Origin of the sequence: Nonomuraea sp. CA-141351, from assembly GCF_050944675.1 — a bacterium.
GTDB lineage: Bacteria > Actinomycetota > Actinomycetes > Streptosporangiales > Streptosporangiaceae > Nonomuraea.
On record NZ_CP191982.1, the window covers coordinates 4,895,829 to 4,920,135 of the forward strand.

The 24,307-nt window shown below is 67.5% G+C and carries 24 protein-coding genes; 13 read left to right on the forward strand and 11 right to left on the reverse strand.

What is annotated here, in order from left to right:
* Nucleotides 1–212: 212 nt before the first annotated feature.
* Nucleotides 213–1,169: a class A beta-lactamase gene (gene bla / locus ACQPWU_RS23090; RefSeq protein WP_433443363.1), complete on the forward strand. Its 957-nt coding sequence runs from the start codon at nt 213–215 to the stop codon at nt 1,167–1,169.
* 259 nt (nt 1,170–1,428) lie between these two features.
* Here the strand turns inward: bla and ACQPWU_RS23095 are convergent, their stop codons facing one another.
* Nucleotides 1,429–4,221, reverse strand: coding sequence for an FAD-binding and (Fe-S)-binding domain-containing protein (locus ACQPWU_RS23095; RefSeq protein ID WP_433443365.1), 2,793 nt, complete (start codon nt 4,219–4,221; stop codon nt 1,429–1,431).
* A 234-nt stretch (nt 4,222–4,455) separates the two neighbouring features.
* On the opposite strand from ACQPWU_RS23095, the gene ACQPWU_RS23100 reads away from it, so the two are divergent.
* The gene (locus ACQPWU_RS23100) at nt 4,456–4,737 is read left to right on the forward strand and encodes a hypothetical protein (protein ID WP_433443368.1); all 282 of its coding nucleotides are present in this window, start codon (nt 4,456–4,458) and stop codon (nt 4,735–4,737) included.
* Nucleotides 4,738–4,799: 62 nt separating this feature from the next.
* Here ACQPWU_RS23100 and ACQPWU_RS23105 read toward each other — a convergent pair whose 3' ends face one another.
* The gene (locus tag ACQPWU_RS23105) at nt 4,800–5,828 is read right to left on the reverse strand and encodes an LLM class flavin-dependent oxidoreductase (RefSeq protein ID WP_433443371.1); all 1,029 of its coding nucleotides are present in this window, start codon (nt 5,826–5,828) and stop codon (nt 4,800–4,802) included.
* A 278-nt stretch (nt 5,829–6,106) separates the two neighbouring features.
* Here ACQPWU_RS23105 and ACQPWU_RS23110 point away from each other — a divergent pair, with 278 nt between their 5' ends.
* Nucleotides 6,107–6,307, forward strand: coding sequence for a hypothetical protein (locus ACQPWU_RS23110; RefSeq protein WP_433443373.1), 201 nt, complete (start codon nt 6,107–6,109; stop codon nt 6,305–6,307).
* Nucleotides 6,304–7,050: an NAD(P)-dependent alcohol dehydrogenase gene (locus ACQPWU_RS23115; protein WP_433443375.1), complete on the forward strand. Its 747-nt coding sequence runs from the start codon at nt 6,304–6,306 to the stop codon at nt 7,048–7,050. Before ACQPWU_RS23110 ends, ACQPWU_RS23115 begins: the two co-directional genes overlap by 4 nt.
* 139 nt (nt 7,051–7,189) lie before the next feature.
* Here the strand turns inward: ACQPWU_RS23115 and ACQPWU_RS23120 are convergent, their stop codons facing one another.
* On the reverse strand, nt 7,190–7,933 hold the full coding sequence (locus ACQPWU_RS23120) for an SDR family oxidoreductase (RefSeq protein ID WP_433443377.1): 744 nt from the start codon (nt 7,931–7,933) through the stop codon (nt 7,190–7,192).
* Between the two features lie 35 nt (nt 7,934–7,968).
* Nucleotides 7,969–8,865, reverse strand: coding sequence for an SDR family oxidoreductase (locus tag ACQPWU_RS23125; protein ID WP_433443379.1), 897 nt, complete (start codon nt 8,863–8,865; stop codon nt 7,969–7,971).
* Nucleotides 8,866–9,069: 204 nt separating this feature from the next.
* On the opposite strand from ACQPWU_RS23125, the gene ACQPWU_RS23130 reads away from it, so the two are divergent.
* The gene (locus ACQPWU_RS23130; RefSeq protein ID WP_433443382.1) at nt 9,070–9,972 is read left to right on the forward strand and encodes a LysR family transcriptional regulator; all 903 of its coding nucleotides are present in this window, start codon (nt 9,070–9,072) and stop codon (nt 9,970–9,972) included.
* A gap of 288 nt (nt 9,973–10,260) precedes the next feature.
* Here the strand turns inward: ACQPWU_RS23130 and ACQPWU_RS23135 are convergent, their stop codons facing one another.
* On the reverse strand, nt 10,261–10,428 hold the full coding sequence (locus ACQPWU_RS23135) for a hypothetical protein (protein ID WP_433443385.1): 168 nt from the start codon (nt 10,426–10,428) through the stop codon (nt 10,261–10,263).
* 17 nt (nt 10,429–10,445) lie between these two features.
* Between ACQPWU_RS23135 and ACQPWU_RS23140 the strand changes: the two genes are divergently transcribed.
* Nucleotides 10,446–10,739, forward strand: coding sequence for a tyrosine-type recombinase/integrase (locus ACQPWU_RS23140; RefSeq protein WP_433443387.1), 294 nt, complete (start codon nt 10,446–10,448; stop codon nt 10,737–10,739).
* 860 nt (nt 10,740–11,599) lie between these two features.
* Here ACQPWU_RS23140 and ACQPWU_RS23145 read toward each other — a convergent pair.
* Entirely contained in the window at nt 11,600–12,709 is a 1,110-nt protein-coding gene (locus ACQPWU_RS23145) for an aldo/keto reductase (protein WP_433443389.1), read from the reverse strand.
* Between the two features lie 141 nt (nt 12,710–12,850).
* Between ACQPWU_RS23145 and ACQPWU_RS23150 the strand changes: the two genes are divergently transcribed.
* Nucleotides 12,851–13,456, forward strand: a complete 606-nt coding sequence (locus tag ACQPWU_RS23150) for a TetR/AcrR family transcriptional regulator (protein WP_433443391.1) — start codon at nt 12,851–12,853, stop codon at nt 13,454–13,456.
* Between the two features lie 51 nt (nt 13,457–13,507).
* Here the strand turns inward: ACQPWU_RS23150 and ACQPWU_RS23155 are convergent, their stop codons facing one another.
* From ACQPWU_RS23155 to ACQPWU_RS23170, 4 genes are all read right to left on the reverse strand, one after another.
* A complete protein-coding gene (locus ACQPWU_RS23155) occupies nt 13,508–14,305 on the reverse strand; it encodes an ABC transporter permease (RefSeq protein WP_433443394.1) in 798 nt (265 codons plus the stop codon).
* On the reverse strand, nt 14,298–15,053 hold the full coding sequence (locus ACQPWU_RS23160; protein ID WP_433443396.1) for an ABC transporter permease: 756 nt from the start codon (nt 15,051–15,053) through the stop codon (nt 14,298–14,300). The genes ACQPWU_RS23155 and ACQPWU_RS23160 overlap by 8 nt, the downstream gene beginning before the upstream one ends.
* Nucleotides 15,050–15,988 carry an ABC transporter ATP-binding protein gene (locus tag ACQPWU_RS23165; RefSeq protein WP_433443399.1) on the reverse strand — a complete coding sequence of 313 codons (939 nt, stop codon included), beginning with the start codon at nt 15,986–15,988 and terminating at the stop codon, nt 15,050–15,052. The genes ACQPWU_RS23160 and ACQPWU_RS23165 overlap by 4 nt, the downstream gene beginning before the upstream one ends.
* A gap of 68 nt (nt 15,989–16,056) precedes the next feature.
* On the reverse strand, nt 16,057–16,767 hold the full coding sequence (locus tag ACQPWU_RS23170) for a FadR/GntR family transcriptional regulator (protein ID WP_433443401.1): 711 nt from the start codon (nt 16,765–16,767) through the stop codon (nt 16,057–16,059).
* Between the two features lie 141 nt (nt 16,768–16,908).
* Here ACQPWU_RS23170 and ACQPWU_RS23175 point away from each other — a divergent pair, with 141 nt between their 5' ends.
* From ACQPWU_RS23175 to ACQPWU_RS23200, 6 genes are all read left to right on the forward strand, one after another.
* A complete protein-coding gene (locus ACQPWU_RS23175) occupies nt 16,909–17,466 on the forward strand; it encodes a gluconokinase (RefSeq protein ID WP_433443404.1) in 558 nt (185 codons plus the stop codon).
* A 37-nt stretch (nt 17,467–17,503) separates the two neighbouring features.
* Nucleotides 17,504–18,874 carry a gluconate:H+ symporter gene (locus tag ACQPWU_RS23180; protein ID WP_433443406.1) on the forward strand — a complete coding sequence of 457 codons (1,371 nt, stop codon included), beginning with the start codon at nt 17,504–17,506 and terminating at the stop codon, nt 18,872–18,874.
* A 281-nt stretch (nt 18,875–19,155) separates the two neighbouring features.
* Nucleotides 19,156–20,025, forward strand: coding sequence for an ABC transporter substrate-binding protein (locus ACQPWU_RS23185; RefSeq protein WP_433443408.1), 870 nt, complete (start codon nt 19,156–19,158; stop codon nt 20,023–20,025).
* The gene (locus tag ACQPWU_RS23190; protein ID WP_433443410.1) at nt 20,022–20,822 is read left to right on the forward strand and encodes an ABC transporter permease; all 801 of its coding nucleotides are present in this window, start codon (nt 20,022–20,024) and stop codon (nt 20,820–20,822) included. The genes ACQPWU_RS23185 and ACQPWU_RS23190 overlap by 4 nt, the downstream gene beginning before the upstream one ends.
* Entirely contained in the window at nt 20,819–21,595 is a 777-nt protein-coding gene (locus tag ACQPWU_RS23195; RefSeq protein ID WP_433443413.1) for an ABC transporter permease, read from the forward strand. Before ACQPWU_RS23190 ends, ACQPWU_RS23195 begins: the two co-directional genes overlap by 4 nt.
* Nucleotides 21,596–21,609: 14 nt before the next feature.
* Complete coding sequence (locus tag ACQPWU_RS23200) at nt 21,610–23,058, forward strand: dihydroorotase (RefSeq protein WP_433443416.1); 1,449 nt, start codon at nt 21,610–21,612, stop codon at nt 23,056–23,058.
* 48 nt (nt 23,059–23,106) lie between these two features.
* Here the strand turns inward: ACQPWU_RS23200 and ACQPWU_RS23205 are convergent, their stop codons facing one another.
* The gene (locus ACQPWU_RS23205; RefSeq protein ID WP_433443419.1) at nt 23,107–24,087 is read right to left on the reverse strand and encodes a glycoside hydrolase family 11 protein; all 981 of its coding nucleotides are present in this window, start codon (nt 24,085–24,087) and stop codon (nt 23,107–23,109) included.
* Nucleotides 24,088–24,307 lie beyond the last annotated feature (220 nt).

Consider the following 24,307-nt stretch of genomic DNA (forward strand, 5'->3'; position numbering starts at 1 on the left):
ATGAATCATCCGGTGGGCGGGAGAGCGCCACATAATCGTGTTGCCACTTCGGCAAACCGCAGGATGCTTGCGGTGGTGTCCTCACCACCTGAGCGTCTGACCAGCACTCATGTAGGAAGCAATATCGATTCGTTCCCGATATCGCTATTAGACATCGCTTGATCGCATCTGGTTTGCTCCTGATCTCTGACAGGCCGCAGCAAGGAGTTGACATGCGATACCTCCGCCCCCGCCGCGTAGCCGCAGCGTTGCCCGCGACCGCTCTGGCGATCTCCCTCCTGTCCGGTGGCGCCCCCACCGCGGGCACAGCCTCGGCCGCGACGGTGGCGGCGTCCTCAGCGATCGCGGTCGCGGCTTCGGGTGAGGCTCAGGCCAGGAAAGATCTGCGCGAGCTGGAGGTGTCCTTCAAGGGCCGCATCGGCGCGTACGCGATCGACACCGCCACCGGCAAGACGGTGACGTACCGGGCGGGTGAGCGCTTCCCGATGTTGTCCACGTTCAAGGCGCCCCTCTGCGCGGCCGTGCTGCACAAGGCCCGCACCTCCCGGCCCGGCCTGATGAGCAAGCTCGTCCAGTGGACGGCCGCCGACATGAAGCCCAACTCGCCGGTTACCGAGAAGCACGTCAATGACGGCCTGACCGTCGCCCAGTTGTGCGAGGCGGCCGTCACCCAGAGCGACGGCACCGCGGCCAACCTGCTGCTCAAGCTGATCGGCGGGCCCGCCGGCCTGACGAAGTACTTCCGTACGCTGAAGGACCCGATCTCCCGTATGGACCGCTGGCACCCCGAACTCAACGACTGGACCCCCAAGGAGAAGCGCGACACCACCACACCCGCGGCCATCGGCCGCGACCTGCGCGTGCTCACGACTGGGGAGGCGCTGCACGCCAAGGACCGCGAGCAGCTCATCGCCTGGCTGCTCGCGAACAAGACCGGCGGCGAGCGCATCCGGGCCGGCCTGCCCAAGGCCTGGACGATCGCCGACAAGACCGGCACCAACTCCGACGGATTCGGCGGCGGTAACGACATCGCGGTCATCTGGCCACAAAAGGGGGCCGCTCCCATCTTCATGGCGATCTACACCAACCGCACCCCGGGCCTCGCCACCGACAACAAGGCCATCGCGAAGACCGCCACCATCCTGGCCCGCGCGCTCGGCAAGCTCTGACGTCCGGCCGGAGAGCCGGTGGTCAACGTGGGGAGGCGCCGCGACCGTCATCGGTCATGGCCGCCGCGGCGCTCCCGGGCGCTCTAGCGATCAGTCGCCTCGCAGCACCGTCGTGGCCTTGTTGCCGGCGTGCGTCCGGAGCCCGTGCACTGCAGGCTCCGACTCCCGAGCACGTGGTCCGCGGCAGCACCGCCCCGCCTGGCGCATGATCTCTGTCCGTACGTCGCGCGGTCCGGCCGGCCTGGCAGGTGCCGCGTTGTCAGGCGGTGGCTTGGTCGAGGAGTTCGAGGAGGTGGTGGTAGGGCTTGCCGGTGGCGCGGGTGAGGCCGAGTTCGCAGGTGCGGTTGAGTGAGGCGTGGGCGGTGTAGTCGCCGGCTGTCACGGAGGCGGCTTCGGCGTGGGTGGCCGAGGCGGTCAGTTCGGGGTGGAGCAGGCCGCGGTCGCCGGCGAAGGCGCAGCATTGCCAGCCGTCGGGGACCACGACGTGGTCGGCGATGGTCTGGGCGATGTGGGTGATGGCGGCGTCCAGGCCGAGGCGGGTGGAGGAGCAGGTGGGGTGCAAGGCCAGGGTAGGCAGGCGGCGGGCCGGGGTGGGTAGGCGGGGCAGGATGTGTTCGGCGGTGTAGGCGACGGCGTCGAGCACGTGGAGGTCGGGGATGAGGTGGCGGTAGCCCTCGGTGCAGGAGGCGGCGTCGCTGACGACGGGGATGCGGCCGTTGTCGGTGGCTTGCAGGAGGGTGTCGTGGACGCGGCGGGCCATGGTGTGGTGGCCGTGGGTGTAGCCCTTGGAGGACCAGGGTGTGCCGCAGCACAGGCTCGCGATCTGTTTCGGGGTGTGCAGGCGCAGGCCGGCGCGTTCGGCCAGGCGCTGGAAGGCGGTCATGACGCCGGGGCCGCCCTCGGCGGGGGCGAACAGGGTGTTCAGGCAGGACGGCAGGTAGACGGCGTCGGGGTCGGCGGCCGGGGCGGGGCGGCGGCGGGTGCCGCCGCGGGGCAGGTCGCGGGTCCATTGGGGGATGGTGTCGGGGCTGGTGAGGGCGCGGGCGGATCGGCTGGCACTCTCGGCGAGGCGGGGTGGGGTGGCGGCGGCGGTGTCCAGGGCCAGGTTCATCGCCCGGGTGGCTCCGTCCCAGTGGCGGGCGGCGCTCTGCCAGCTTTTCTGTGCCAGGCTTCCGTGTCGTTCGGCGCGTAGGCGTTTGGTCAGGTCGCCGGTGTTGATGAGGACGGGGCAGGCGGTGGCGCACATGCCGTCCACGGCGCAGGTGTCGACGGCGTCGTAGCCGTACTCGGCTTCGAGTTGGCGGGCGAGGGTGTGGTCGCCGGCGGCTTGGGCGGCGGCCAGTTCGCGGCGTAGGACGATGCGCTGGCGGGGGGTGGTGGTGAGGTCGCGGCTGGGGCAGACGGGTTCGCAGTAGCCGCATTCGACGCACCGGTCGACCTCGGGCTCGACGGTGACGACCGTTTTGAGGTCGCGCAGGTGGGTGTGGGGGTCGTCGGTGAGGACGACGCCGGGGTTGAGGATGCCCGCGGGGTCGCACAGGTGTTTGACCTCGCGCATCACCTCATACAGCTCCTGGCCGTATTGGCGGCGGACGAAGGGGGCCATGACGCGGCCGGTGCCGTGTTCGGCCTTGAGCGTGCCGCCCCGGCCCAGGACAGCCTCGACCATGTCGTGGGTGAAGTCGGCGTAGCGCTGCAGGCCGGTGTCGAAGCGCTCGTTGAGCATGAAATGCAGGTTGCCGTCTTTGGCGTGGCCGAAGATGACGCTGCGCTCGTAGTGGTGTGTGGCGAACAGGCCGGTCAGCTCGTCGCACAGATCGGCCAGGGCGGCCACGGGCACGGCGACGTCTTCGAGCAGGGCGGTGGTGCCGGTGGGGCGGGCGCCGGCGACGGAGGCGTACAGGCCCTTGCGGATGTGCCACAACGCGGCCCGGCCGCCGGCCTGCCTGCTCAGCCGCGCCGGCGCGGCCAGCCCCAGCTGCGGGAGGAGCGTCTCGGCGGCGCGTTCACGCTCGGCGAGCAGGTCTGCATGCGGTTCCTGCCATTCGATCAGCAGCGCGGCGTGGTCGTGGACGGCCAGGGTGCGCAGCAGGTCGTCGGCTTGGGGGTCGCTCTGGGCCACCCGCAGGGATTCGGCGTCCAGCAGTTCGACGGCGGCGGGCGCGATGGCGACCAGGTCGGGCATCGCGGCCATGGCCTGGCGCAGGGTGGGGAAGATGAGCAGGCCGGTGGCGGCCAGCGGGTGGGCCGGGACCGTGCGCAGCACCGCCTCGGCGACGAAGCCCAGCGTGCCCTCGCTGCCGATGATCAGGTGGGCGAGGATCTGCGCGGGCGAGTCGTGGTCGAGGAAGCTGTTGAGGCCATAGCCCATGGTGTTCTTGAGCGAGAACTGGGCGGTGATGCGGCGCACCGAGTCCGGGTTGCTCCGGACGCGGTCGCGCAGCCGTTCCAGGCCCTTGGTGAGGTCGGGCTCCAGGGCGCGCAGCCGCTCGTCGGCGTCGAGGGCGCCGGTGTCGATCACGGTGCCGCTGGGCAGCACCAAGGTCATCGACTCCAGGGTGCGGTAGGTGTTGGCGTGCGTGCCGCAGGTCATGCCGCTGGAGTTGTTCGCGACGACCCCGCCGATCGTGCATGCCGACTCGCTGGCCGGGTCCGGCCCCAGCTTGCGGCCGTAGGGGGCGAGGCGGGCGTTGACCTGCCGCAACACCGCGCCCGGCTGCACCCGCACCCGCGCCCCCTCATCGAGCACCTCGATGCCGCGGAAGTGCCGGCGGGTGTCGACCAGCAGATGCTCGCTCACCGCCTGCCCGCTCAGGCTGGTGCCACCCGAACGGAAAGTCACCGGCAACCCGGCGCGCAGCAGCGCCGCCACCTGCTCAGCACTCTCGGGCACCAGCACAGCCTGCGGCGTGAGCAGATAATGCGAGGCATCGTGCGCCATCCCGAGCCGGTCACTCGCCCGCGTACGGGCGATCCCCGGCACAGCGGCCTCCACCGCGGCCAGAAGGGTGGGGTCGGGCGCGGTCAGCCGCCGCGATTCTGGATCGGTCACGCTGAAGCTCCCTTGAAGTCATCGCCGCGGGTCGAGGTGGATCTTAGGGGTCGGTCCGGCGTCGGCTGAGCCGTGGGGGTGGGCGGCGATGGCTCGGGCCAGGTCGGCCGAAACTCTCAGGATACCGACGGTGGTGACGTCCTTGAGCACGCGTTCTCGCACGTCAGGAGGGATTGGCGGCTACTTGCGGGGCTCAGGTTAGGGGAGGTTCGCGGGGTCCTGTGCTGTTCCCGCATGAAGGATCTTGGTAGTCAGGTCGCGTACTGGGACGGCGTCGGCGCGACGAAGGCGTCTACCGCGCTGATCTCGCGAGGCCGTCAGTTGAGGCCCGACCTGCGCTTCGACGCACTGGATTCCCCGCCGACGCTGGCGCATGAGACGGCGAACTTCGATGTCGTCCTGTTCGCGGTGCTGACATGCGTCCCCGACGACGACGCCCAGCGGGCGCTCATCGCCGATCTGGCGCGCATTCGGTGGGTTGCTCTATGTCAGCGATGTGATCCTTCAGGACGATGAACGAAACCGCAGCCGCTACGCCGCCTGCGCACAGGAGTTCGGCACCCGTACGGAGTGTTCGCCTAGCTCAGCTCAGCGCGTACGACGGGGACCACCTCGGCGAAGAAGTGCTCCAGATGGCCGCGGGTCGTCGCGGCGTCGGTGAAGAAGAAACCCTCGAAGCCGACGCCGAACATGTCGTTGCCGAAGTCGGCGTGCAGGGCCAGCAGCTTGTCGGCGATCTGCGCGGGGCTTCCGATCAGTGCCGAGCCCCGCGCGACGAAATCCTCAAGGCTCTCGTAGGGGAAGCCGTTGTTCGCCGCGACCGGTTGCCGTCGGAACCGCTCGAACGCCGGGCGGGCGAGCGCGTACGCGTCCTGCGAGCGAGTGGCGATCACCGGCGAGTGGGCGCCGACGGCGAGCGGGATCGTCGCCGGATCGTGGCCGTGGTGCACCAGCCGCTCCCGGTAGTGGCGCACGAGGGCGAGATAGTGCTCGACCGGCTGGAAGCCGTTCGCGGAATACAGCGGATCGCCGAAGGCGGCGGCGAGCTCGGCGGATCGCTCGCTGGACGCCGACCCGTGCCACACGCGGGGCGCGGGCGTCTGGAAGGGACGCGGCCGGGTCGTCGCCTGGTGCAGGTCGGGCCGGAACCGCCCGGACCAGGTGACCTCCTCCTCTCGCCACAGCCGCTGCAGGAGTTCGTACGCCTCGGCGAGCCGGTCCCACTGCTCCTCCTGCTGCGCCCCGAAGAGCTTCAGCGACGGCGCGTCGTTGCCCTTTCCGATGATCAGTTCCAGGCGCCCGTCGCTGAGATGGTCGAGCATCCCGTAGTCCTCGGCCACCCGTACCGGATCGTTGAGCGACAGTACGGTCACCGTTGTGAACAGCCGGATGGCCGACGTCCTCGCGGCGATGTGCGACAGCAGCACCGCCGGCGAGGAGGAAAGGAAGGCGGGGTTGTGCCGTTCTCCCACGCCGAAGCCGTCGTAGCCGATGCCCTCGGCCCAGACCGCGAGGTCCACGGCGGCGCGGAGTCGTTCGTGCTCGGTCTCGCCTGGCAGCGACAACGCCGGATCGGTCGACAGCAGGGTGCTTGCGAGGAACCTCATACCTGATCCTTTCCCTTCAAAAGAAATCTGAAAAGGGGACTATAGGTGATCGCCGGCTCTGGGTTCTCAATCGGTAGCGAACGTGATCCTCGCCGCCTGATATCACTCGCATGCTGATTCGCCGGAGTCATGCGGAGTGACAGTGGCCGAGCCGGCCGGCCGCTCCTCCACATGCACCGCCCGGCGATGGCAAGGCCATGAAGTACTACGGAGTCACGGACTTCAGCCCGCAGCTGGCCGGACCCGGAGCCGGGTCCCGGATTCAAGGAGTACTTCTGATGACCTCCCCTGCTCATCGTGGGCACGTTCGAGCACCGCAAGGCCAAGATCACGGCCGCCCGGACCGGCGGCAGCTGGTGCACCGGTTCGAGCAGCTCGCAGAGAAAACGCTGGACGCCCAGAAGCGCATGGCCATCGACCTGGCCGAGCTGCACACCCGGGCGACGTTGATCGAGCAAATCCTGCGGACCGCCGGATGAAGGCCATCAGGCACCACGCCTACGGCCCGCCCGCCGTCCTCAGGCTGGAGGACGTCGACACGCCGGCGGTCGGCGACGACGAGGTGCTGATCCGGGTGCGGGCGGCCTCGGTCAACGCCGGAGACCGGCACTTCATGCGGGGCGCGCCGTACATCTTCCGGGCGATGGCGGGCCTGACGCGTCCCAAGACGCCCAGGCTCGGCACCGACCTGGCCGGTCGTGTGGAGATGGTGGGCAGGAACGTCACCTCGTGGCGGCTGGGGGACGAGGTGTTCGGCTGCGCCGACGGCGCACTGGCCGAATATGTCAGCGTCCGTCATGACGGGGCGGTGGCGAGGAAGCCGGCCGGGCTGACGTTCGAGCAGGCGGCGGCCGTGCCGACGGCGGTGCTCACCGCACTGGAGGCGCTGCGTGGCCGGGTGCGGGCCGGGGACAAGGTGCTGGTCAACGGGGCCGCGGGGGGCGTCGGGACGTTCGCCGTACAGATCGCCAAGGCGCTGGGCGCGGAGGTGACCGGCGTGTGTGGGCCCTCCAACGTGGAAATGGTCCGGGCGATCGGCGCGTACCACGTCATCGACCACACCATGTCGGACTTCGCCCGCGCCGAGGGCCGCTACGACCTGCTGCTGGACAACGTGGGGAACCGGTCGCCGGCCGACTGCCGGCGCGTGCTCGCCCCCACCGGGACGTTCGTCCCCAACAGCGGCACCGGGGGCGCTGGATCGGGCCGATGGGGCGTATAGGCCGGAGAGGTCACCCCGGTCGTGGACCGGACGTATCCGCTGAGCGAGGTGGCCGAAGCCATGACCCATTTTGGAGACCGGACACGCCCGGGGCAAGATCGCCATCTCCATGTGATCGCTTGGTCGCCTGCTTTCCTCGCTAGGCGCCGATCCCCGATCCACCGCCGACGACGATGTTCTCTCCGGTGATGAAACCGGCCGCTTTCGAGGCGAGGAACGCTACGACTTCGGCGATCTCTTCGCTGGTGCCGAACCTCCCGAGGGGAACCCGGGAGGCCGTGGCGTTGGCGAGCTCTTCCAGCGCTTCGGGCGGGAGTCCTTGTTTGGCCCAGATTCCGGTGTCGACCGGGCCGGGGCTGATGGCGTTGACCCGAATCCGCCGGGGCGCCAGTTCGAGAGCGAGGGACGGCACGAGGGAAAGGAGGGCTCCCTTGGTGGCGACGGCGACGGACCCGTTGGGGATTCCTCTGGTGGCGCCGATGCCGATGTTGAAGACGATGGATCCTCCATCGTTGAGCAGGGGCAGAGCCTTTTGGAGGGTGAAGAACTGGCCTTTGACGTTGACGTTGAACAGGTCGTCATAGGTGGCTTCGTCGAAGGCCTCGATCGGTTGTGGCCGGACGATTCCGGCGTTGAGGAAAAGCGCGTCGAGCGTGCCGAAGCGCTCCCGGATTTCTTCGGCGAGGCGATCGGTGTCGGCCAGTGATCGGGCGTCGGCGCGTACTACGACGATTTCCTCTGGGAGTTCTTTCCCGGCCGCGGCGATGGTGTCGGGGTTCTGTCCGGTTACGATCACCTGGTATCCGCGTTGATGGAGCAGTTCGGCGGTGGCCTTGCCGATTCCGCTGGTTCCACCGGTGATCAGGGCTGTGGGTGTGGACACGTTCTGGTCTCTCTCGATATCTGAGGGCTGCTCGTCTAGTTGCTGAAGTAGTGGCCTTCGTCGAGGTCCGCGATGAGGCCGGGCCGTGCGGGATGCCAGTCCAACTGCTTCTGGGTCACGGTGCCCGAGGCCGGGATGTCCAGCGAGAAGACGAAGCCCACGAACCCGAAATGGCCGTCTGCCTCCTCAACGGGAATGGCCGTCACCGGCAGCGACAAATGCCGGCCGATGACCTCGGCGATGTCCCGAACCGGCACACCCTCCTCACCGACCCCATGCAGTCGCACGCCCGCGGGGGCTGATTCCAGGGCCAACCGGAACAGATGCGCGGCGTCGAGCCGATGCACGGCGGGCCAGCGGTTGGACCCGTCGCCCGGGTAGGCGGAAACGCCCTTGGCCCGGGCGATGCCGATGAGCTGCGGGACGAAGCCGTGATCGCCCTCGCCGTGCACCGACGGCGGGAGCCGCACCACCGAGACGCGCACGCCGCGTCCGGCGAACGACAGCGCCGCCTCTTCCGAGGCGAACCGGAGCTCCGCGAACGCCCCGGGATCGGGCACGCTCTCTTCCGTCGCGAGCCGGCCCGGCGTGAGCCCGCCGGTTCCCGAGGTGATGACGAAGGGCCGGTCGGATCCCGCCAGCGCCTCGCCCAGCACCTCGATGGCGCGCCGATCCGCCTGGGCGGCGGCCGGAAAGTCCGAGAAGTCATGGATGAAGGCTGTGTGGATGACGCCATCCGAAGCGGCCGCTCCGCTGCTCAGGCTGTCGAGGTCATCGAGGGCGCCGCGATGCACCTCGGCGCCGGCGGCCGTCAGCGACGCGGCGGCCTCGTCCGAGCGGGCGAGGCCGAGAACCTGATGCCCCGCACCCAGCAGCTCACGGACGATGGCACGACCGATGAATCCGGTCGCGCCCGTGACAAACACGCGCATGATGCACTCCATTCGACACAACAAGGGGGAACCGGCCCGATGCGGCACCACGACGGTGCCGGCCGGTGATTCCACCTTGCGTCCACAGAGCGCTCCCGGTCCAATGAATGTTTCGCAAGGCGCGATACGATCCATGCATCGCTGCAGGTCATCGCGGTGAATCGGGGTCGTTGGCCGAGGCCGCGCGAGGGCTAGGCTGGAGGCATGCCCGACTCGCCACTGCCCCCGGTGGACCTCGATCTGCGGTTGGTGCGGTGCTTCGCCGTCGTCGCCGAGCACCGGCACTTCGGCCGCGCCGCCGCCGTCCTCCATCTCACGCAGCCGTCCCTGAGCCGGCAGATCCGCCGGCTCGAACAGCAACTGGGCGCCCGGCTGCTGGACCGTACGCCGCAGGGCAGCCGGCTCACCGAGGCCGGCGAGGTCTTCCTGCCCCACGCCACGGCGCTACTGCGCTCCGCCGCCCAGGCCGCGGCGCGCACCCGGGCCGCCGCCCAGCCCAGCCGCATCACCATCGGCTACATGACGGGCCTCATCGTCACTCCGGCGGTACGCGAGTTCCGCCACCGGCACCCGGACGCCGACGTACGTACCCTGCATCTGGCCTGGAACGAACCGCGCGCGGCCCTGCTCGATCACCGCGTGGACGCGGCCGTGACCCGGCTGCCGTTCCCCACCGACCAGCTGCACGTGACGGTCCTCTACGACGAGCCCCGGGTGCTGCTGGTACCCCTCGACCACCGCCTGGCCGGCAAGGAATCCGTCACCCTCGATGACATCGCCGACGAACCCCTGCCGCGGGTGCGGCAATCCGACCCTGCCTGGAGCGCCTTCTGGCGCCTCGAACCACGCCCCGACGGACGCCCAGCGCCCGACGGTCCACTCATCGACGCCATCGAGGACAAGCTCGAACTCATCGCCGCCGGGCAGGCCGTGGCCATCGTGGCCGGCCTCCGCTCCGGCAGCCTGCGCCCCGACCTCACCGCGGTGCCGCTGGAGGGCGTCGAGCCAAGCCATGTCGTACTGGCGAGCCGCGCCGACGACCGTAGCCGTCTCGTGGCGGCCTTCCGCAAGATCGCCCAAGCCCACCTCACGGGCGACCTCAGCTAGGACCGCTCGGGGGACGACTACGGAGCACCGGCTGTCCGCTCGCGGTCAGAGCCGACACCCCGCCGGCGCCCAGCAGGCCGACCAGCATCCAGACAAGGGGAAACCGGGCGATCCTGCGCATCCAGCCGCCGTCCGGGACTGGATGGTGCGGGGGTGGCTGTCGTGCTCATGGCGACCTCCGTTTGACGGTGGTCGCGCGGCCGGCGACCCGCGGCAAACGCTATTGAGCGCGACAACACCGGCGAATCACCAGCGAGCACGGGTACGCACCACGATGCCCCTCCAGATTCACAGGCAGTACCGCACAAGCCATTCGTCCGCGTCATAGGCCCCCTGGGCGGGGTCCGGCGCGATGGCCGGGCGCTCTTCGATCGTGTCCTCGAGCCGGACCTGTTCCGGGAGCCGGCCGAAGCGGGCACGACGGACGGTCTCGGCGGTGTCCTGCGGCGGCCGCACCTCAGGCGGCTTTCGCGTTGGCTGATCTGTCGGGGCGGATCTTCGTCACGGACACGGGCGGCCGCTTCTACCGGTCGTCGGCGTCGGAGCTGGTGGAACGGATCGGACGCCAGGCCGGGATCGAGGCGAAGGTGACCCCGCACGTGCTGCGGGATACGTGGGCGTCGATCGCGAAGGACCCGGACGCGAACCCGATGGACGTCAAGGAGGCCCTCGACCACGAGAGCTTGGACACGACGATGATCTATCTTCACTCGGCGAACCAACTGGAAAGAGATCCTTTCCAGTTGGTGGCCTCGGCGGTGGAGTGATCTTCTTTGTCCGAGCCGGTGCATGCTCAGCAGAGGGTTGTGGTCACCCGCGATGGTACGTCTGTGGAAACGGAGCTGCCGCTGTAGGTGATCTCACGTACACGTGCGTTGAAGGTGTAATCAGCCCGCCCTTGGCAGGTGAAGCTCACCGGCCACGATCTGACCGTCGTCCCGTCGTCCTGTTGGTTGACAGCTTGGAAGGGGCCTGACTTGATGGTCTCGGTCCCTTTCCGGAGGGCGTAGGTACCCTCGATGACGCACTGTCGACGCTCGTTGCCGATCAGGGTCCGTCGCACGCAGGTGGGAGGTTCCACCGAGGCAACGGGAGCTGGGATGTCCGCAATGCAGACGGTCCACTGAACGTCGATGCCGGAAGTCGTCACCGTCGTGGTCTTGCATTGTGACGCGGCATGGGCAACCCCGCTTCCGGTGCCTGCGGCCAGAGCTTCCGGGAGGATCAGGGCCAGGGCTGCTGCGCCGATGCGGCACGCTTTGAGGCTACGCAATGGGTCCCTTTCATGGTGTGACGAAAGATAATCAAAGAGTAATCAACCCTGGGATGCGTACCGCCGATCTCGATGCTCGGCCTCATTACGTGTCGTTCTGGCCTCCACGTACGTGTGTCCTTGCGCAGGAAAGATGACAGGGGTCGTGGCGGTCGTTGATGGAGTACCTGGGCCAGTACGAGCTGAACTGCGTCCGCGCGGACTACCCGTACGCGATCTTCGACACGACTGGCTGGCCGGCCCGCCGGGAAGTGGCGAGATCACCGCCTGGACGAAGAGCTGTGGGCGGAACGGCACCTGAACCTGTCCCTCCGTCAGGACAAGTCCGGCTCGCGCTGAAGCCGGCGGGCTCGGTCAGCCCTTGCTTTCGGACACCCAGTTCCGCACGGCCGGGGCGTAGCCGGTCGGCTTGTCTCCGACCTTGACGCCAGGACTGACCAGCCAGCTCTGATAGTTCGGCGTGAACATGTTGTAGACCGACGGGGGTGGCACGGAACTCGCCTCGTCGAGCTTTCCGCGCAGCTCGGTCGGCAGTTCGAAGTCGAGGGCGGCCAGGTTGGCGTCAAGCTGTTCCGTACTGCTCGCGCCGATGATCGCCGAGGCGATCCCAGGCTGGGTGGCGACCCAATTGAGGGCGACCTGGGCCATCGTCATATCGAGCTTGTCGGCGACGCTCTCGAGTGTCGCCAGCAGTTGCCATTCCCGGTCCGTCCACGAGCGTCCGGGTGAGCCTCCGCCACTGAGCCGGCCTTCCCCGGCCAAGCCCTGGTCGGCATGGCGGTACTTCCCGGTGAGGAAGCCGCCGCCGAGCGGACTCCACGCGGTGATACCGAGCCCCAGGCTCTGCCCCATGGCGATGTGCTCCAGCTCGATCGTCCGGTCGACGAGGGAGTAGGGCAGTTGCAGGCTGACCACCGGTACGAGGGCGTGAGCCTCGGCAAAGGTCTGGGCCCGCGCCGCGTACCAACTGGGCACGTCGGACAGGCCTGCGTACCGGATCTTCCCGGCTCTGGTGAGGTCGTCGAAGGTCCGCATGACCTCCTCGACAGGAGTGATCCGGTCCCAGGTGTGCAGCAGGAACAGGTCGATGTAGTCGGTGCGCAGGCGGCGCAGTGACGCCTCAACCGCTCTGATCATGTGCTTGCGGCCGTTGCCCCCCGCGTTCGGATCCCCGGGGTCGACGCTGTTGGTGAACTTGGTGGTGAGCACCACCCTGTCGCGCACCTTGGCTTCGGCCATGAGAGTTCCAAGGATGGTCTCGCTCTCACCTGCGGTGTAGAAATCGGCGGTGTCGATGAAGTTTCCGCCTGCTTCGAGGTAGCGGCGGAAAATGGGACGGGCTTCATCCTCGGTCTTGCCGTATGCGGCGTGGAAACCGCCGGTGCCGAAGTTCATCGTGCCCAGTGCCAGCGGGCTGACGCGCAGCCCGGAACGTCCGAGCAAATAGTAGTGGTCCAGAGACATGAGGAAATCACTCCGTTCGTAAGCGGCTTTTCGGAGGCCGCCCAGTCAGCTTGCGTACCAAAAAATGGACTGTCAAGTCCAAAAAAACACCAGGATGACCGCGCTAATATGGACCGGGCAGTCCAACCTGAAGGGGTGGCCATGCGCACGCTGACCCGCAAGGGAGCCGCGACGCGGCAGCGCATCCTCGAGGGCGCGGCCGCGCGCATCCGCGAGCACGGCGTGGCCGCAACGACCCTCGACGATGTGCTGGCCGAGACGGCGACGAGCAAGAGCCAGCTGTTCCACTACTTCCCGGGCGGACGGGAGGAGCTGCTGCTGGCGGTGGCCCGCTTCGAGGCCGACCGTGTGCTGGAGGACCAGCGGCCCCAGCTCGGCGAGCTCACCTCCTGGCCCTCTTGGCAGGCGTGGCGCGACAAGGTCGTCGACCGTTACCGGCGGCAGGGCCGCCTGTGCCCGCTCCACTCCGTCACCTCGCAGCTGGGCAGCGGGACACCCGGTGCCCAGGCCGTGGTCACCGAGCTGATGCACCGCTGGCAGGCCGAGATCGCCACCGGTGTGCGGCACATGCAGGACGCCGGCGAAATCGACCCCGGCCTGGACCCCGACCGCGCGGCGGCGGCCCTGCTCGCCGGCATCCAGGGCGGCGTCCTGATCCAGATGTCCACCGGCCGGACCACCCACCTGGAGGCCGCCCTCGACATGGGCATCGCCCACCTCCGTGCCGGCCGGCTCCCGGCGCCCTGACCAACGGGTTCGGAGCGGGCGCTGCGCCTCATTCCATGAGGGTTGCCGAGTTCAGTGGCCGACGCTCTGGTAGTGGTCGAGCTGGCGTCGCCAGATGAGGTAGGCCAGCGCGATCAGGACCACGCCCAGGAGCGGGGCGGCCAGTGCCCAGGCGTTGTCGAGCTTGCCCAGCAGAATGCTCGAGGGTACGTAGGCCACGAAGGCGACGGGAAGCACGAAGGTGAGCAGCCACTCGACCGCACCGCCGAAGATCTTCATCGGGTACGAGCCGAACTTGCTGAAGACGTCGTCCACGAAGACGCGCAGGGCGAAGGTGTCGACCATGCGCAGCGACAGTGAGCAGAGTGCGAGGAAGAAGGCGGCCTCGATGAGTGCGCCTCCGACGACCGCCACGAAGCAGAAGGCGATCAGCCAGGCGCTCCACTGAACCTGCGCGTTCTGGCCGGCGACGGCGAGCAGCACCGCGCCCACGAGCAGGTCGCCGAACTGGGCGATGCCCATTCTGTTGCCCATGAGCTGGACGAGAGGGTTGAGCGGGCGCAGCAGGAAGCGGTCGAACTCCCCGTCGCGTACCACCCATTGGATGTCGTTCACGCTCATCATGGGGATCATCGCCAGGGCGTGCGCGGTCAGGCGCAGGCCGTACAGGAAGGCGATCTCCGCCAGTCCCCAGCCCGCCAGCGAGGGGAACGTGTCCATCACCACCCAGATGAAGGCGAACCCGGTGCCCTGCCAGATCGCGCCGCTGAGGATGCCGATCACGGTGTTCAGGCGGTACTGCATGGCGCCGCGGGCGGAGGCGCGTTGGAGCAGGAAGTACAGACGCAGGGAACGGAGGATCTCAGCCACCCTGGATCACCACCCTTCGATGGGCCCGGGACCACGTCAACGCGAGTAAGCCCGACAGCCCCGCGATCCAGGCGAGCTCGACCAGGACAGGACCTGAAATATCGGAGATGTGCCCGACGTAGATCGCCGCGGGCACGTACCCCATGTACTTGAAGGGCAGCATCTCGGCCAGCACGCCCAGGAAGCCGGGGAAGAAGGCGAGCGGCACCATCGTCCCGGCGAAGAACTGGCTGACCAGCCGGTAGAGCAGCGAGATGGCCCCGATCTCCATCGTCCAGAAGCCGGCCAGGCTGATCAGCAACGCCAGTTGTACGGCGATGACGTAACCGAGCACCAGAGTGATCACATAGCCCGCGCCGTTGACCGGCACGGTGATCGAGCCGACCAGCAGGACCACCGGGATCACCGGGGCGAGCAGCAGCAGCCCGCCCAAGGTGTTGCCGACCTGGAAGGCGGCCATCTGCCTCAGGTAGCCGACCGGCCGGGCCAGGTCGAAGAAGACCATTCCGGTGCGGATGCGCTGGTGGATGATGCGGGAGACGAGAGTTTGGGTGGCGAAGGCCTGCAGGTTGGCCAAGGTGAGGTAGGACAGCAGGGCCTCCAGGGAGAGCCCTGCGGCCGAGGGGCGCGAGCCGTACACCGAGCTCCAGATCATGCGCAGCAGGAACACCTGGGCGACCAGCGTCACGCAGGTCATGATGATGTTGCTGCGGTAGGCCAGGGCGAGGCGGAAGCCGATGCGCGTCATCGGGTGTAGATCCCTTTGATCACGCTCTCCAGGCCGGGTTCCTCGATCGACATGTCGCGGATGGTGTGTTCGGCCGCGATCGAGGCGATCATGCCCGGCAGATCATCGTCGATGTCGAACACGTAGCGGCCCTCGGCGTCCCGCGACACCCCACGCACCTCCTCCGGCGCGGACTCCAGCAGGACCACCAGCCGCCGCGGCTGGTCGACCAGCGCGTCGATGGCGCCGTCGAAGAGAACCTTGCCGTGGTCGATGAGAATGATCCGCTTGCACAGGGCTTCGACGTCGGCCAGATCGTGCGTTGTCAGGATGACGGTGGTGCGCCCGACGCGGTTGGTCTCGACGATGAAGTCGCGTACGGCCTCCTTGGCCAGTACGTCCAGCCCGACGGTCGGCTCATCGAGGTAGAGGAGCGGCGGTTCGTACAACACGGCCGCGGCGAGGTCGCCGCGCATCCGCTGCCCCAGGCTGAGCTGGCGTACCGGTGTGTCGAGGAACCCGTCGAGCCCGAGCAGGTCGCGCAGCTTCTTCAGCGACGTCTCGAAGCGCGGAGCGGGGACGTCGTAGAGGGAGCCCACTAATCGTAAGGACTCGATCAGCGGCAGGTCCCACCACAGTTGGCTGCGCTGGCCGAAGACCACGCCGACGTTGCGCGCGTTGGCCGAGCGGTTGCGCCAGGGCACCAGGCCGTTGACCTCCACGGTGCCGCTCGTCGGAGTGAGAATGCCGGTGAGGATCTTGATGGTGGTGGACTTGCCGGCGCCGTTCGGTCCGAGGTAGCCGATGACCTCGCCCTCGTCGATCTCGAAGCTGACATCGTCGACGGCGGTCTTCTCCTCGTACTGGCGAGTGACCAGCGTGCGTAACGCTCCCAAAGTGCCCGAGAAGGTGCGTGGCCGGCGGAAGACCTTGGTTAACCCCTCGACCCGGATCATGCCGAGATCTTTCCTGTACGACACGCACGTTGCAACTTGTTTTCATGGCCGCCATGCTGGGCCGCAATTCAGGGCTGGTCGGTGAGCATGGCGTGAGTGGCCTCATCGACGATCTCGCGCATGGCCTGTTCGGCGGCCGCCGCCTGCCTCGCCTGCACCGCCTGGGCCACCTCGGCGTGCCAGCGGATCGCCTCCGGGTTCGGATGCGCCGGCATCAGGTGGTGATGCGTACGGCCGCGCAGCACCTCGGCCACCACGTCACCGAGCGCGGCCATCATCTCGTTACCCGTGGCCTCCAGCAAGGTGCGGTGGAAGGCGATGTCGGCGGTGAGGTAGGCCTCCAGGTCGCCGGACCGGCCGTGCACGGCCATCTCCATGACGGCGCCGACCAGCCGGCCGCACTGCTCGGGCGTCGCGTGGGCGGCGGCGAGCGCGGCCGCCGCCGGCTCGACGCCGCGGCGCAGTTGGCTGAGCGAGCGTAGCTGGGCGGGACGGTCGTCGCCGTCGAGCCGCCAGCGGATCACTCTGGGGTCGAACACGTGCCATGCGCTGGGCGGTGCCACGATGACGCCGACGCGCCGGCGGCTGGTCACCAGGCCCATCGACTCCAAGACGCGGATGGCCTCGCGGATCACCGTGCGCGACACGCGGAACCGGACCTCGAGATCCTCGATCCGCAGGACATGGCCTGGCGCGACATCCCCCGAGGTGACCAGCAGGCCGAGCTTGTCGAGCACACTCCCGTGCAAGCTCAGATTGGTCACATCTTCCGCTGCCACGAGACCTGATCCTCGCACGGTTCCGGCTGCCGGGCACACGTACCGAGTAAAAGGTATGATTTATACGCGTTACCACTTGATTAAGGATTATTAAACATGCGACCCTGTCGCAAGAGCCGACGCCCGCGAGAGGTCATCGCCATGCCCCAGACCGAATCCCCTGACCGCCACGACGGCAGTGGTCCCGGCGCCCGACACGTCACGAGCCCGCAGATCGTCGTCATGGGCGTCACCGGATCCGGAAAGACCACCATGGGGACGGCGCTGAGCGAGCGTCTGCGGGTTCCGTTCGCCGACGCCGACGACTTCCACCCGCCCGCCAACATCGCCAAGATGTCGGCCGGCATCCCGCTCGACGACGTCGACCGCCTTCCCTGGCTTCAGGCCATCGGCGCCTGGCTCGCCGCCCATGCCGCCACGGGCGGTGTCGTCGGGTGCTCCGCCCTCCGTCGCGCCTATCGCGACATCCTGCGCCGGTCCGCCCCCGCGATCACGTTCGTCCACCTGGCAGGCGGGCCCGAGGTCATTCGGGGGCGCGTTGCCGCACGCCCCGGACACTTCATGCCCGCCTCCCTCGTTGACTCCCAGTTCCAGACCCTCGAACCCCTCGAACCCGATGAGCACGGCATCGTGCTGGACCTCACCAAGCCGGTGGACCAGCTCATCGACGACTACCTCACTGCCGTCCGCCAACGTTGAAAGCCTCGTGGCCCGGCGGAGGGAGGAGAAAAGACACATGCACACCCACCCCCTGCTCGCGGTGAGTCAGGACGCCGTCTCCAGCGGACGGCTCATCCCGGCCGCGCTCGTCGGCATCGCCCTGCTCGTGGTGCTGATCACCCGCTTCAAGGTCAACCCGTTCCTCAGCCTGACCATCGGCTCATTCGCGGTCGCGATGATCGCGGGCCTGCCCATAGCCGACGCCATCTCCAGCTTCACCAAGGGCTTCGGCAGCACGGCGGCCGGCGTCGGCATCCTCATCGCGCTGGGCGCGATGTTCGGCAAGCTCCTGGCGGACTCAGGCGGAGCCGACGAGATCGTGGACACCATCGTCGGCCGCTCCAGCCCCCGTACGCTGCCGTGGGCCATGGCCGTCGTGGGCGCGTTGATCGGGCTGCCCATGTTCTTCGAGATCGGGCTCGTCCTGTTGGTGCCGGTGATCTTCCTCGTGTCGCGCCGCTCCGGGCTCTCCCTCATCCGGGTCGGCATCCCCGCCCTGGCCGGCCTGTCCGTCACGCACGGCCTGGTGCCGCCGCACCCCGGCCCCCTGGTCGCGGTCGATGCACTCAAGGCCGACCTCGGGCTGACCCTCGGCCTGGGTGTGCTCATCGCCATCCCGACCCTCGTCCTGGCCGGGCCGCTGTTCGCCAGATACGCCGCCCGCTGGGTCGACGTTCCCGCCCCCGAGTTGTACGAGACGCACGCGAACGGCAACGCCCGTCGCCCCGGCTTCCCCGTCACCCTCGCCACCGTGCTGCTCCCGGTCGTGCTGATGATGGGCAAGGCCCTGGCCGACATATTCGCCGCCGAGGCCAACCTTGTACGGGTGGTGCTGGACTTCCTCGGCACCCCGCTGGTCGCCCTGTTGATCGCAGTCGTCGTCGCCATGTTCACTCTTGGCCGGGGCGCCGGCATGGACCGTCAGGCCATCGCCAGGTCCGTGGAGAAATCGCTGCCGCCCATCGCCGGCATTCTGCTCATCGTGTCCGCCGGTGGCGGCTTCAAGCAGACCCTGGTCGACACCGGCATCGGCAAGCTCGTCGCCGACTGGGTGCAGAACAGCGGCCTGTCGGTGCTGCTCCTGGCCTGGCTGATCGCCGTCCTGATCCGGCTCGCCACCGGCTCGGCGACCGTCGCCACGGTCACCGCCTCCGGCATCCTGGCCCCGCTGGTCACCACCCTCGGCACCGGCCAAACCGCACTGCTGGTGCTCGCCATAGGCGCTGGATCGCTGTTCTTCTCGCACGTCAACGATGCCGGCTTCTGGCTGGTCAAGGAGTACTTCGGGCTGTCCGTCGGGCAGACCGTCAAGACCTGGTCACTGATGGAGACCATACTGTCGGTCGCCGGCCTTGCCTTCACTCTGGCACTGAGCCTGTTCCTCTAGGTCTGTCAAGGGCGCTGCATTATTGCAGTACAAATACGACAATTATTGTATCTTTGGACATATTTGTAGATACATGTCAATACCTCGTTAAATGCCTATGTTCTGGCTACGATGAAGGCTGCCGCCTGCGCTAGGGTTCCACCCACCCCCTGCTCCTAAGGAGATCCGCAATGCGGTTCGGCGCGTTAAGGCATGGTGCTCTGGTTGGTCTTGTGGCGACCCTCGTCATTACGGGGTGCTCCGGCTCAGGCGGCCAGTCATCAAGTACCGCCTCTTCCGGAATGAAGACCGAGCTGCTGATCGGCCAGTACCCCGGCGCGGATTCCGCACCCCTGTTCATCGCCATGGAACGTGGCTTCTTCAAGGAGGAGGGCCTCAATGTCAAGCAGGAGGCCATTCAGGCTCCTCAGCAGGTCCTCGGCAAACTGTCCAACGGTGCCATGGACATCGTCCTCGGCAGCTACGCGACCATCCTGACGATCCAGGAGGCCGGCACCGAGAAGTTCAAGTACATCGCCGACTCCTATCAGGGAGCCACGGGTGCGTTCGGTGTGATGGTGAAAAAGGATTCGCCCGTCAAGCAGGTCTCCGACCTGAAGGGCAAGAAGATCGGCGTCAACGCCCTGGCCGGTCTCGGGACGCTCACCATGAGCCCCCACTTCAAGCTCGCGGGCCTCGATCCCAAGGCGGACATCCAATACGTCGAGGTGCCGACGACCAACTGGCTTTCGGCGCTCGACAAGGGGGACGTGGACGCTGTCTGGATGACGGACCCGTACGTCAGCCAGGCCAAGAAGCAGCTCGGCGCGACCATGCTCCTCGACACGATGTCCGGTCCGACCGAGGGTCTGCCGATCACGGGTTGGGCCGCCACGGAGAAGTGGGTGCAGAAGAACCCCAAGACGCTGGCCGCCTTCCAGCGGGCCATGGCCAAGGCGCAGAACATCGCCGCCACTGACCGCAGCGCGGTGACGAAAGTTCTCCCGACCTACACCAAGATCCCGCCGGAGACGGCCGCCACGATCAACCTGGGGGCCTACCCCACCTCGCTCAGCGCCCAGCGCATCCAGAGGGTCGCCGACCTCATGTACGAGGCGGGCATGCTCAAGCAGAAGGCGAATGCGGCTTCCATGATCTACTCCCAAGGATGACCGGCACGGTCCCTGGGGCACAGGTCCGGCTCGCCCACGCCAAGCTGATGAAGTTCACCCGCCACACTGTTGGCGTGGCGGGTTTTCTGCTGGTGTGGCAGATCCTCGGGATGTCGGGCCTGTTCAGATGGCTGCCGCCGGCAACGGCCACCTTGGTGCGGACTGTCACGCTGGCCTTTGACCCGGCCTTCCTCGACGATCTGCGGGGCACGCTCACAGCCGCGATCATCGGGCTGCCGCTCGCCGTCCTGGTCGCCGTACCGATCGGCCTGCTCCTGGGAACGGTCCCGGCAGTGGAGGAGGCCACCCGGGTGTTCGTGGAGTTCCTGCGGCCCATCCCTTCGGTGGCGCTGATCCCGCCGGCCCTGTTCTTCTTCCAGCCCGAGCTCAACGCCAAGGTGGCGCTCATAGTCTTCGCTGCTTCCTGGCCCATCCTGATCAACACCATCTACGGCGTGCGGGACGTGGACCCGGTCAGCGAGGAGACGCTGCGCTCCTTCGGCTTCGGACGAGGCGCGATCATCTGGTGGGTGTCCCTGCCCAGCGCCGCACCCTTCATCGCGACGGGCGTGCGACTGGCCGCCTCCATCACGCTCATCCTGGCGATCAGCGTGGAGTACTTCGTCGGAGGTTCGAGCGGCATAGGCAGCTTTCTCATCGAGGCGAGCACGGGCATCGGCGCCGATGCGATGATCGACGTGATCGCGGCCCTGCTGTGGGCCGGGGTGATCGGACTCGTCGTCAACACCGTTCTCGTGCGCACCGAGCGACGACTGTTCAGGTGGCGAACGACATGATCCGCACCATTGTCAGGCGGCTGTGGCTGGTGCCTGTCGTCCTGATCGGCTGGGAGCTGCTCGCGCGGTCCGTTGGCAATCCGTACCTCCCGGCGCCGACCGTGATCGTGACCCGCACGTACGACATGTGGTTCTCCGGGCCGTACGTCCTCACCGAAGAGGCGGTCGACAATTTCGTCCCCAGCCTGGTCAGGGTAGCCGGAGCCTGGTGCGTGGCCGTGATCGTGGGAGTGTCGCTCGGTGTCGCACTCGGCAGGAGCGCCGGGCTGGCCGACTACGTCGAGCCGCTGATCGAGTTCGGCCGGGCGGTGCCGCCGCCTGCCATGCTCCCGGTCTTTCTCGTGCTGTTCCAGATGGGTACACAGGTGCAGGTCGCGACGATTGTCTTCGGCATCGTGTGGCCGATCCTGCTCAACTCCATCGACGGCGCGCGCAACCTCGACAATCTGCAGATCGAGACGGCCGTTGTCTTCGGTGTGTCCGCACGTCTGCGGCTCACCCGGATCATCCTGCCCGGGGCCTCGCCGAAGATCTTCGCAGGCCTGCGCCTGAGCGTTTCGCTCGCGCTGATCCTGATGGTCATCTCAGAGCTCAAGGGGAGCACCGAAGGGATCGGCTACCTCCTCAACCTGGCCGGCAACAACGCCGACATGCCGGCCATCTGGGCCTGTGTCCTGGTTCTCGGCGTGCTCGGCTTCACCTTCAACTCCTTGTTCCTCATGGTGGAGCGGCGCGTGCTCAGCTGGCACCGCGACGCGCACCGCATCGCTTAGGAGGCGTCCCCTCTGTGACCGAGACGTTGCTGAAGAACGTGAAGGTCGTCACCCACGATCGGGATGAACCCGTCGGCGCGGACATCGCCATCGCCGGCGGTCGCATCGTCCGAGTCGAGCCCGGGCTTTCCACGGACGGCGAGGTGATCGACGGTGGTGGCAAGCTCGCCTTCCCGGGGGTCGTGGACGCCCACCAGCATTGGGGGATTTACAACCCCCTGCCCGAGGACACCGAGTCGGAGAGCCGGGCCGCCGTCCAAGGAGGCGTTACGACGGCGCTCACGTACATGCGGACCGGGATGTACTACCTCAACAGAGGCGGCTCTTACGAGGAGTTCTTCCCGGAGGTGCTCAAGCAGTCCGAGGGCAGAGCGTACATCGACTACGGATTTCATCTGGCGCCGATGTCGAGCGAGCACATCGACGAGTTACCCGCGCTGGTCGAGCGGTTCGGGGTGCCGTCGTTCAAGATCTTCATGTTCTACGGCGGGCATGGGCTGCACGGGCGCTCCGACGACCAGCGCTCCTTCCTCATGCTGCCCGAGGGGGAGCGCTACGACTACGCGCACTTCGAGTTCGTGATGCGCGGAGTGCAGGCTGCCAGGGAACGCCTGCCCGAGCTGGCCGGCGAGATCTCGCTGTCGCTGCACTGCGAGACAGCTGAGATCATGACCGCCTACACCAAGCTGGTCGAGGAGGCCGGTCAGCTGGATGGGCTGGCCGCCTACAGTGCCTCTCGTCCTCCGCACTCCGAAGGGCTGGCGGTCTTCATCGCCTCCTACCTCGCCCACGAGACGGGACTGACCAACGTCAACCTGCTGCACCTGTCCTCTCGCAAGGCCATGGACGCCGCCGTACGCATGGCGGCGACCTTCCCGCACATCGATTTCCGGCGCGAGGTCACGATCGGCCACCTGCTCGCCGACGTGGACACGGCCGCCGGCATCGGGGGCAAGGTGAACCCGCCGATCAGGCCGCGTGAAGATGTCGAGGCCCTGTGGGAGTACGTGCTGGACGGCACCGTGGACTGGGTCGTCAGCGACCACGCCTGCTGCCGCGAGGAGGCCAAATTCGGCAACCCACGGGAGAACGTCTTCCTGGCGAAATCCGGCTTCGGCGGCGCCGAATACCTGCTGCCCGGCTTGGTCACCGAGGGCCGCCGCAGGGGCCTGCCGTATGGCCGGATCGCCGCGCTGACCTCCCGGAACCCCGCCCAGCGGTTCGGCCTGCGCACCAAGGGCGTGATCGCCCCCGGTTTCGACGCCGACATCTGCCTGGTCGACCCCGCCCGAACATGGACGGTGCGCGCGCAGAACTCGGAGTCGAGACAGGAATACACGCCGTTCGAGGGCTTCGAGATGACCGCCAGGGTGACGGACACGTTCGTACGCGGCAGCCATGTGCTGAACAACGGCAAGATCGTGGGCCCTCCGACAGGGCGTTACCTGCCCCGGCCGGCGTGAGCACACGTGCCGGCGCGGCGGCCATGGGCCGCCGCGCCGGCAGGTCGGTCAGCTCGCGCTGCAGGAGACCGTCGGCCAGGTCGTGTTGCCGTTGTGCTGGATCGTCACGCCCCAGTTGTTGCCGTTGCCGTTGGGGGTGGCGGTCAGCACCTGGGCGCTGGGATAACTGGCGTTGATGTTCCACGTAGCGATGATCTTCGCTGGGGAGGGCACGTTCATCGTCACGGTCCAGTTGCTCGAGCCGCTGACCGAGACATTGAGGTTGTACCGGTCACTCCACTGCTGACCCGCGGACAGCGTCGCGGTGCAGCCGCCGCCGGGGTTGCCGCCGCCGGGGGACGAGCCGCCCACCGTTATGTTGGAGTTCCCGCTGCTCTGATATCCCTCTGTCGCGAGAATCTGGTAGTCGTGGCTGCCCAGGCTCATTCCATAACGGGCCCATGCGTCAAAGTGGTTTCCGGTGGTTATGGTTCCGCCGGTCTTCTTCGACTGCCGGACACTCCAGTACTGGTTGAAAGTCCTGGTGCCTTCGATGGAGGGGGCGTTGTATCGCGTCGTCTGGTAGATGTCGTACGTGCCGCCATCGCTGGTGACCGTGCCCTTGTACGTTCCCGTGGGCCGGTAAGTGCCCCAGTTGTCGACGATGTAATACTCCACGAGTGGGTTTCTCGTCCACCCGTAGAGAGCCAGATAGGCATTGCCGGACGGATTGAAGCTGCCCGAGTAGGTCACGGCCCTGCGCCCGCCGGGATTCCAGCCCTTGCCGGCGACGAAATTCCCGGTGTTGCTCCATGAGGTGCTGTAATTGCCGCCGGATCCCAGATTCATGGAGACCGACCCAGGACTGTCGGTCCAGAACGAATAGAAGTAGCCGTTGTTGGTGCCTGTCTGGTTGGAGGTTATGGCCGCGTTGGCGATGCCGGGCGTCATCGTTGTGGCCGCGGCCAGCGCTACGACGCAGGCACGGATGATGATGCGCCTGATGCGGCCGCGTCTGCGACTCTTCGGGTGGGCGGGGGCGTCGTTCATGTGCGTGTTACCTCCTCGTGAAGGCTGGCGGGAGGCCAGGCAGCGTGATACGACCCGGCGGGGCTGTCGATGGCCGGGGCACTGTAGCGAAAGTATCGGTACAGTGCCGAAAGTATCGGCTCGACTCTGTCGCGCTGTCAACGACTCGTGTCAGGAGCGGTTGATCGGAGAGCCATTACGCCTGGTCATTCCCCCGATTGAGCTTTGGAGGTGTAAATGA

Bases quoted from the DNA above. Each gene is read 5' to 3' on its own strand.
- bla (WP_433443363.1), top strand. From the start codon at position 213: ATGCGATACCTCCGCCCCCGCCGCGTAGCCGCAGCGTTGCCCGCGACC.
- ACQPWU_RS23125 (WP_433443379.1), bottom strand. From the start codon at position 8,865: ATGCGCGTGTTTGTCACGGGCGCGACCGGATTCATCGGTCGTGCCATC.
- ACQPWU_RS23160 (WP_433443396.1), bottom strand. From the start codon at position 15,053: ATGACGCGCATCGGCTTCCGCCTCGCCCTGGCCTACCGCAGCAACATC.
- ACQPWU_RS23145 (WP_433443389.1), bottom strand. From the start codon at position 12,709: ATGTCTCTGGACCACTACTATTTGCTCGGACGTTCCGGGCTGCGCGTC.
- ACQPWU_RS23110 (WP_433443373.1), top strand. From the start codon at position 6,107: ATGACCTCCCCTGCTCATCGTGGGCACGTTCGAGCACCGCAAGGCCAA.
- ACQPWU_RS23115 (WP_433443375.1), top strand. From the start codon at position 6,304: ATGAAGGCCATCAGGCACCACGCCTACGGCCCGCCCGCCGTCCTCAGG.
- ACQPWU_RS23150 (WP_433443391.1), top strand. From the start codon at position 12,851: ATGCGCACGCTGACCCGCAAGGGAGCCGCGACGCGGCAGCGCATCCTC.
- ACQPWU_RS23100 (WP_433443368.1), top strand. From the start codon at position 4,456: ATGAAGGATCTTGGTAGTCAGGTCGCGTACTGGGACGGCGTCGGCGCG.
- ACQPWU_RS23195 (WP_433443413.1), top strand. From the start codon at position 20,819: ATGATCCGCACCATTGTCAGGCGGCTGTGGCTGGTGCCTGTCGTCCTG.
- ACQPWU_RS23190 (WP_433443410.1), top strand. From the start codon at position 20,022: ATGACCGGCACGGTCCCTGGGGCACAGGTCCGGCTCGCCCACGCCAAG.
- ACQPWU_RS23180 (WP_433443406.1), top strand. From the start codon at position 17,504: ATGCACACCCACCCCCTGCTCGCGGTGAGTCAGGACGCCGTCTCCAGC.
- ACQPWU_RS23185 (WP_433443408.1), top strand. From the start codon at position 19,156: ATGAAGACCGAGCTGCTGATCGGCCAGTACCCCGGCGCGGATTCCGCA.
- ACQPWU_RS23130 (WP_433443382.1), top strand. From the start codon at position 9,070: ATGCCCGACTCGCCACTGCCCCCGGTGGACCTCGATCTGCGGTTGGTG.
- ACQPWU_RS23105 (WP_433443371.1), bottom strand. From the start codon at position 5,828: ATGAGGTTCCTCGCAAGCACCCTGCTGTCGACCGATCCGGCGTTGTCG.
- ACQPWU_RS23175 (WP_433443404.1), top strand. From the start codon at position 16,909: ATGCCCCAGACCGAATCCCCTGACCGCCACGACGGCAGTGGTCCCGGC.
- ACQPWU_RS23165 (WP_433443399.1), bottom strand. From the start codon at position 15,988: ATGATCCGGGTCGAGGGGTTAACCAAGGTCTTCCGCCGGCCACGCACC.
- ACQPWU_RS23205 (WP_433443419.1), bottom strand. From the start codon at position 24,087: ATGAACGACGCCCCCGCCCACCCGAAGAGTCGCAGACGCGGCCGCATC.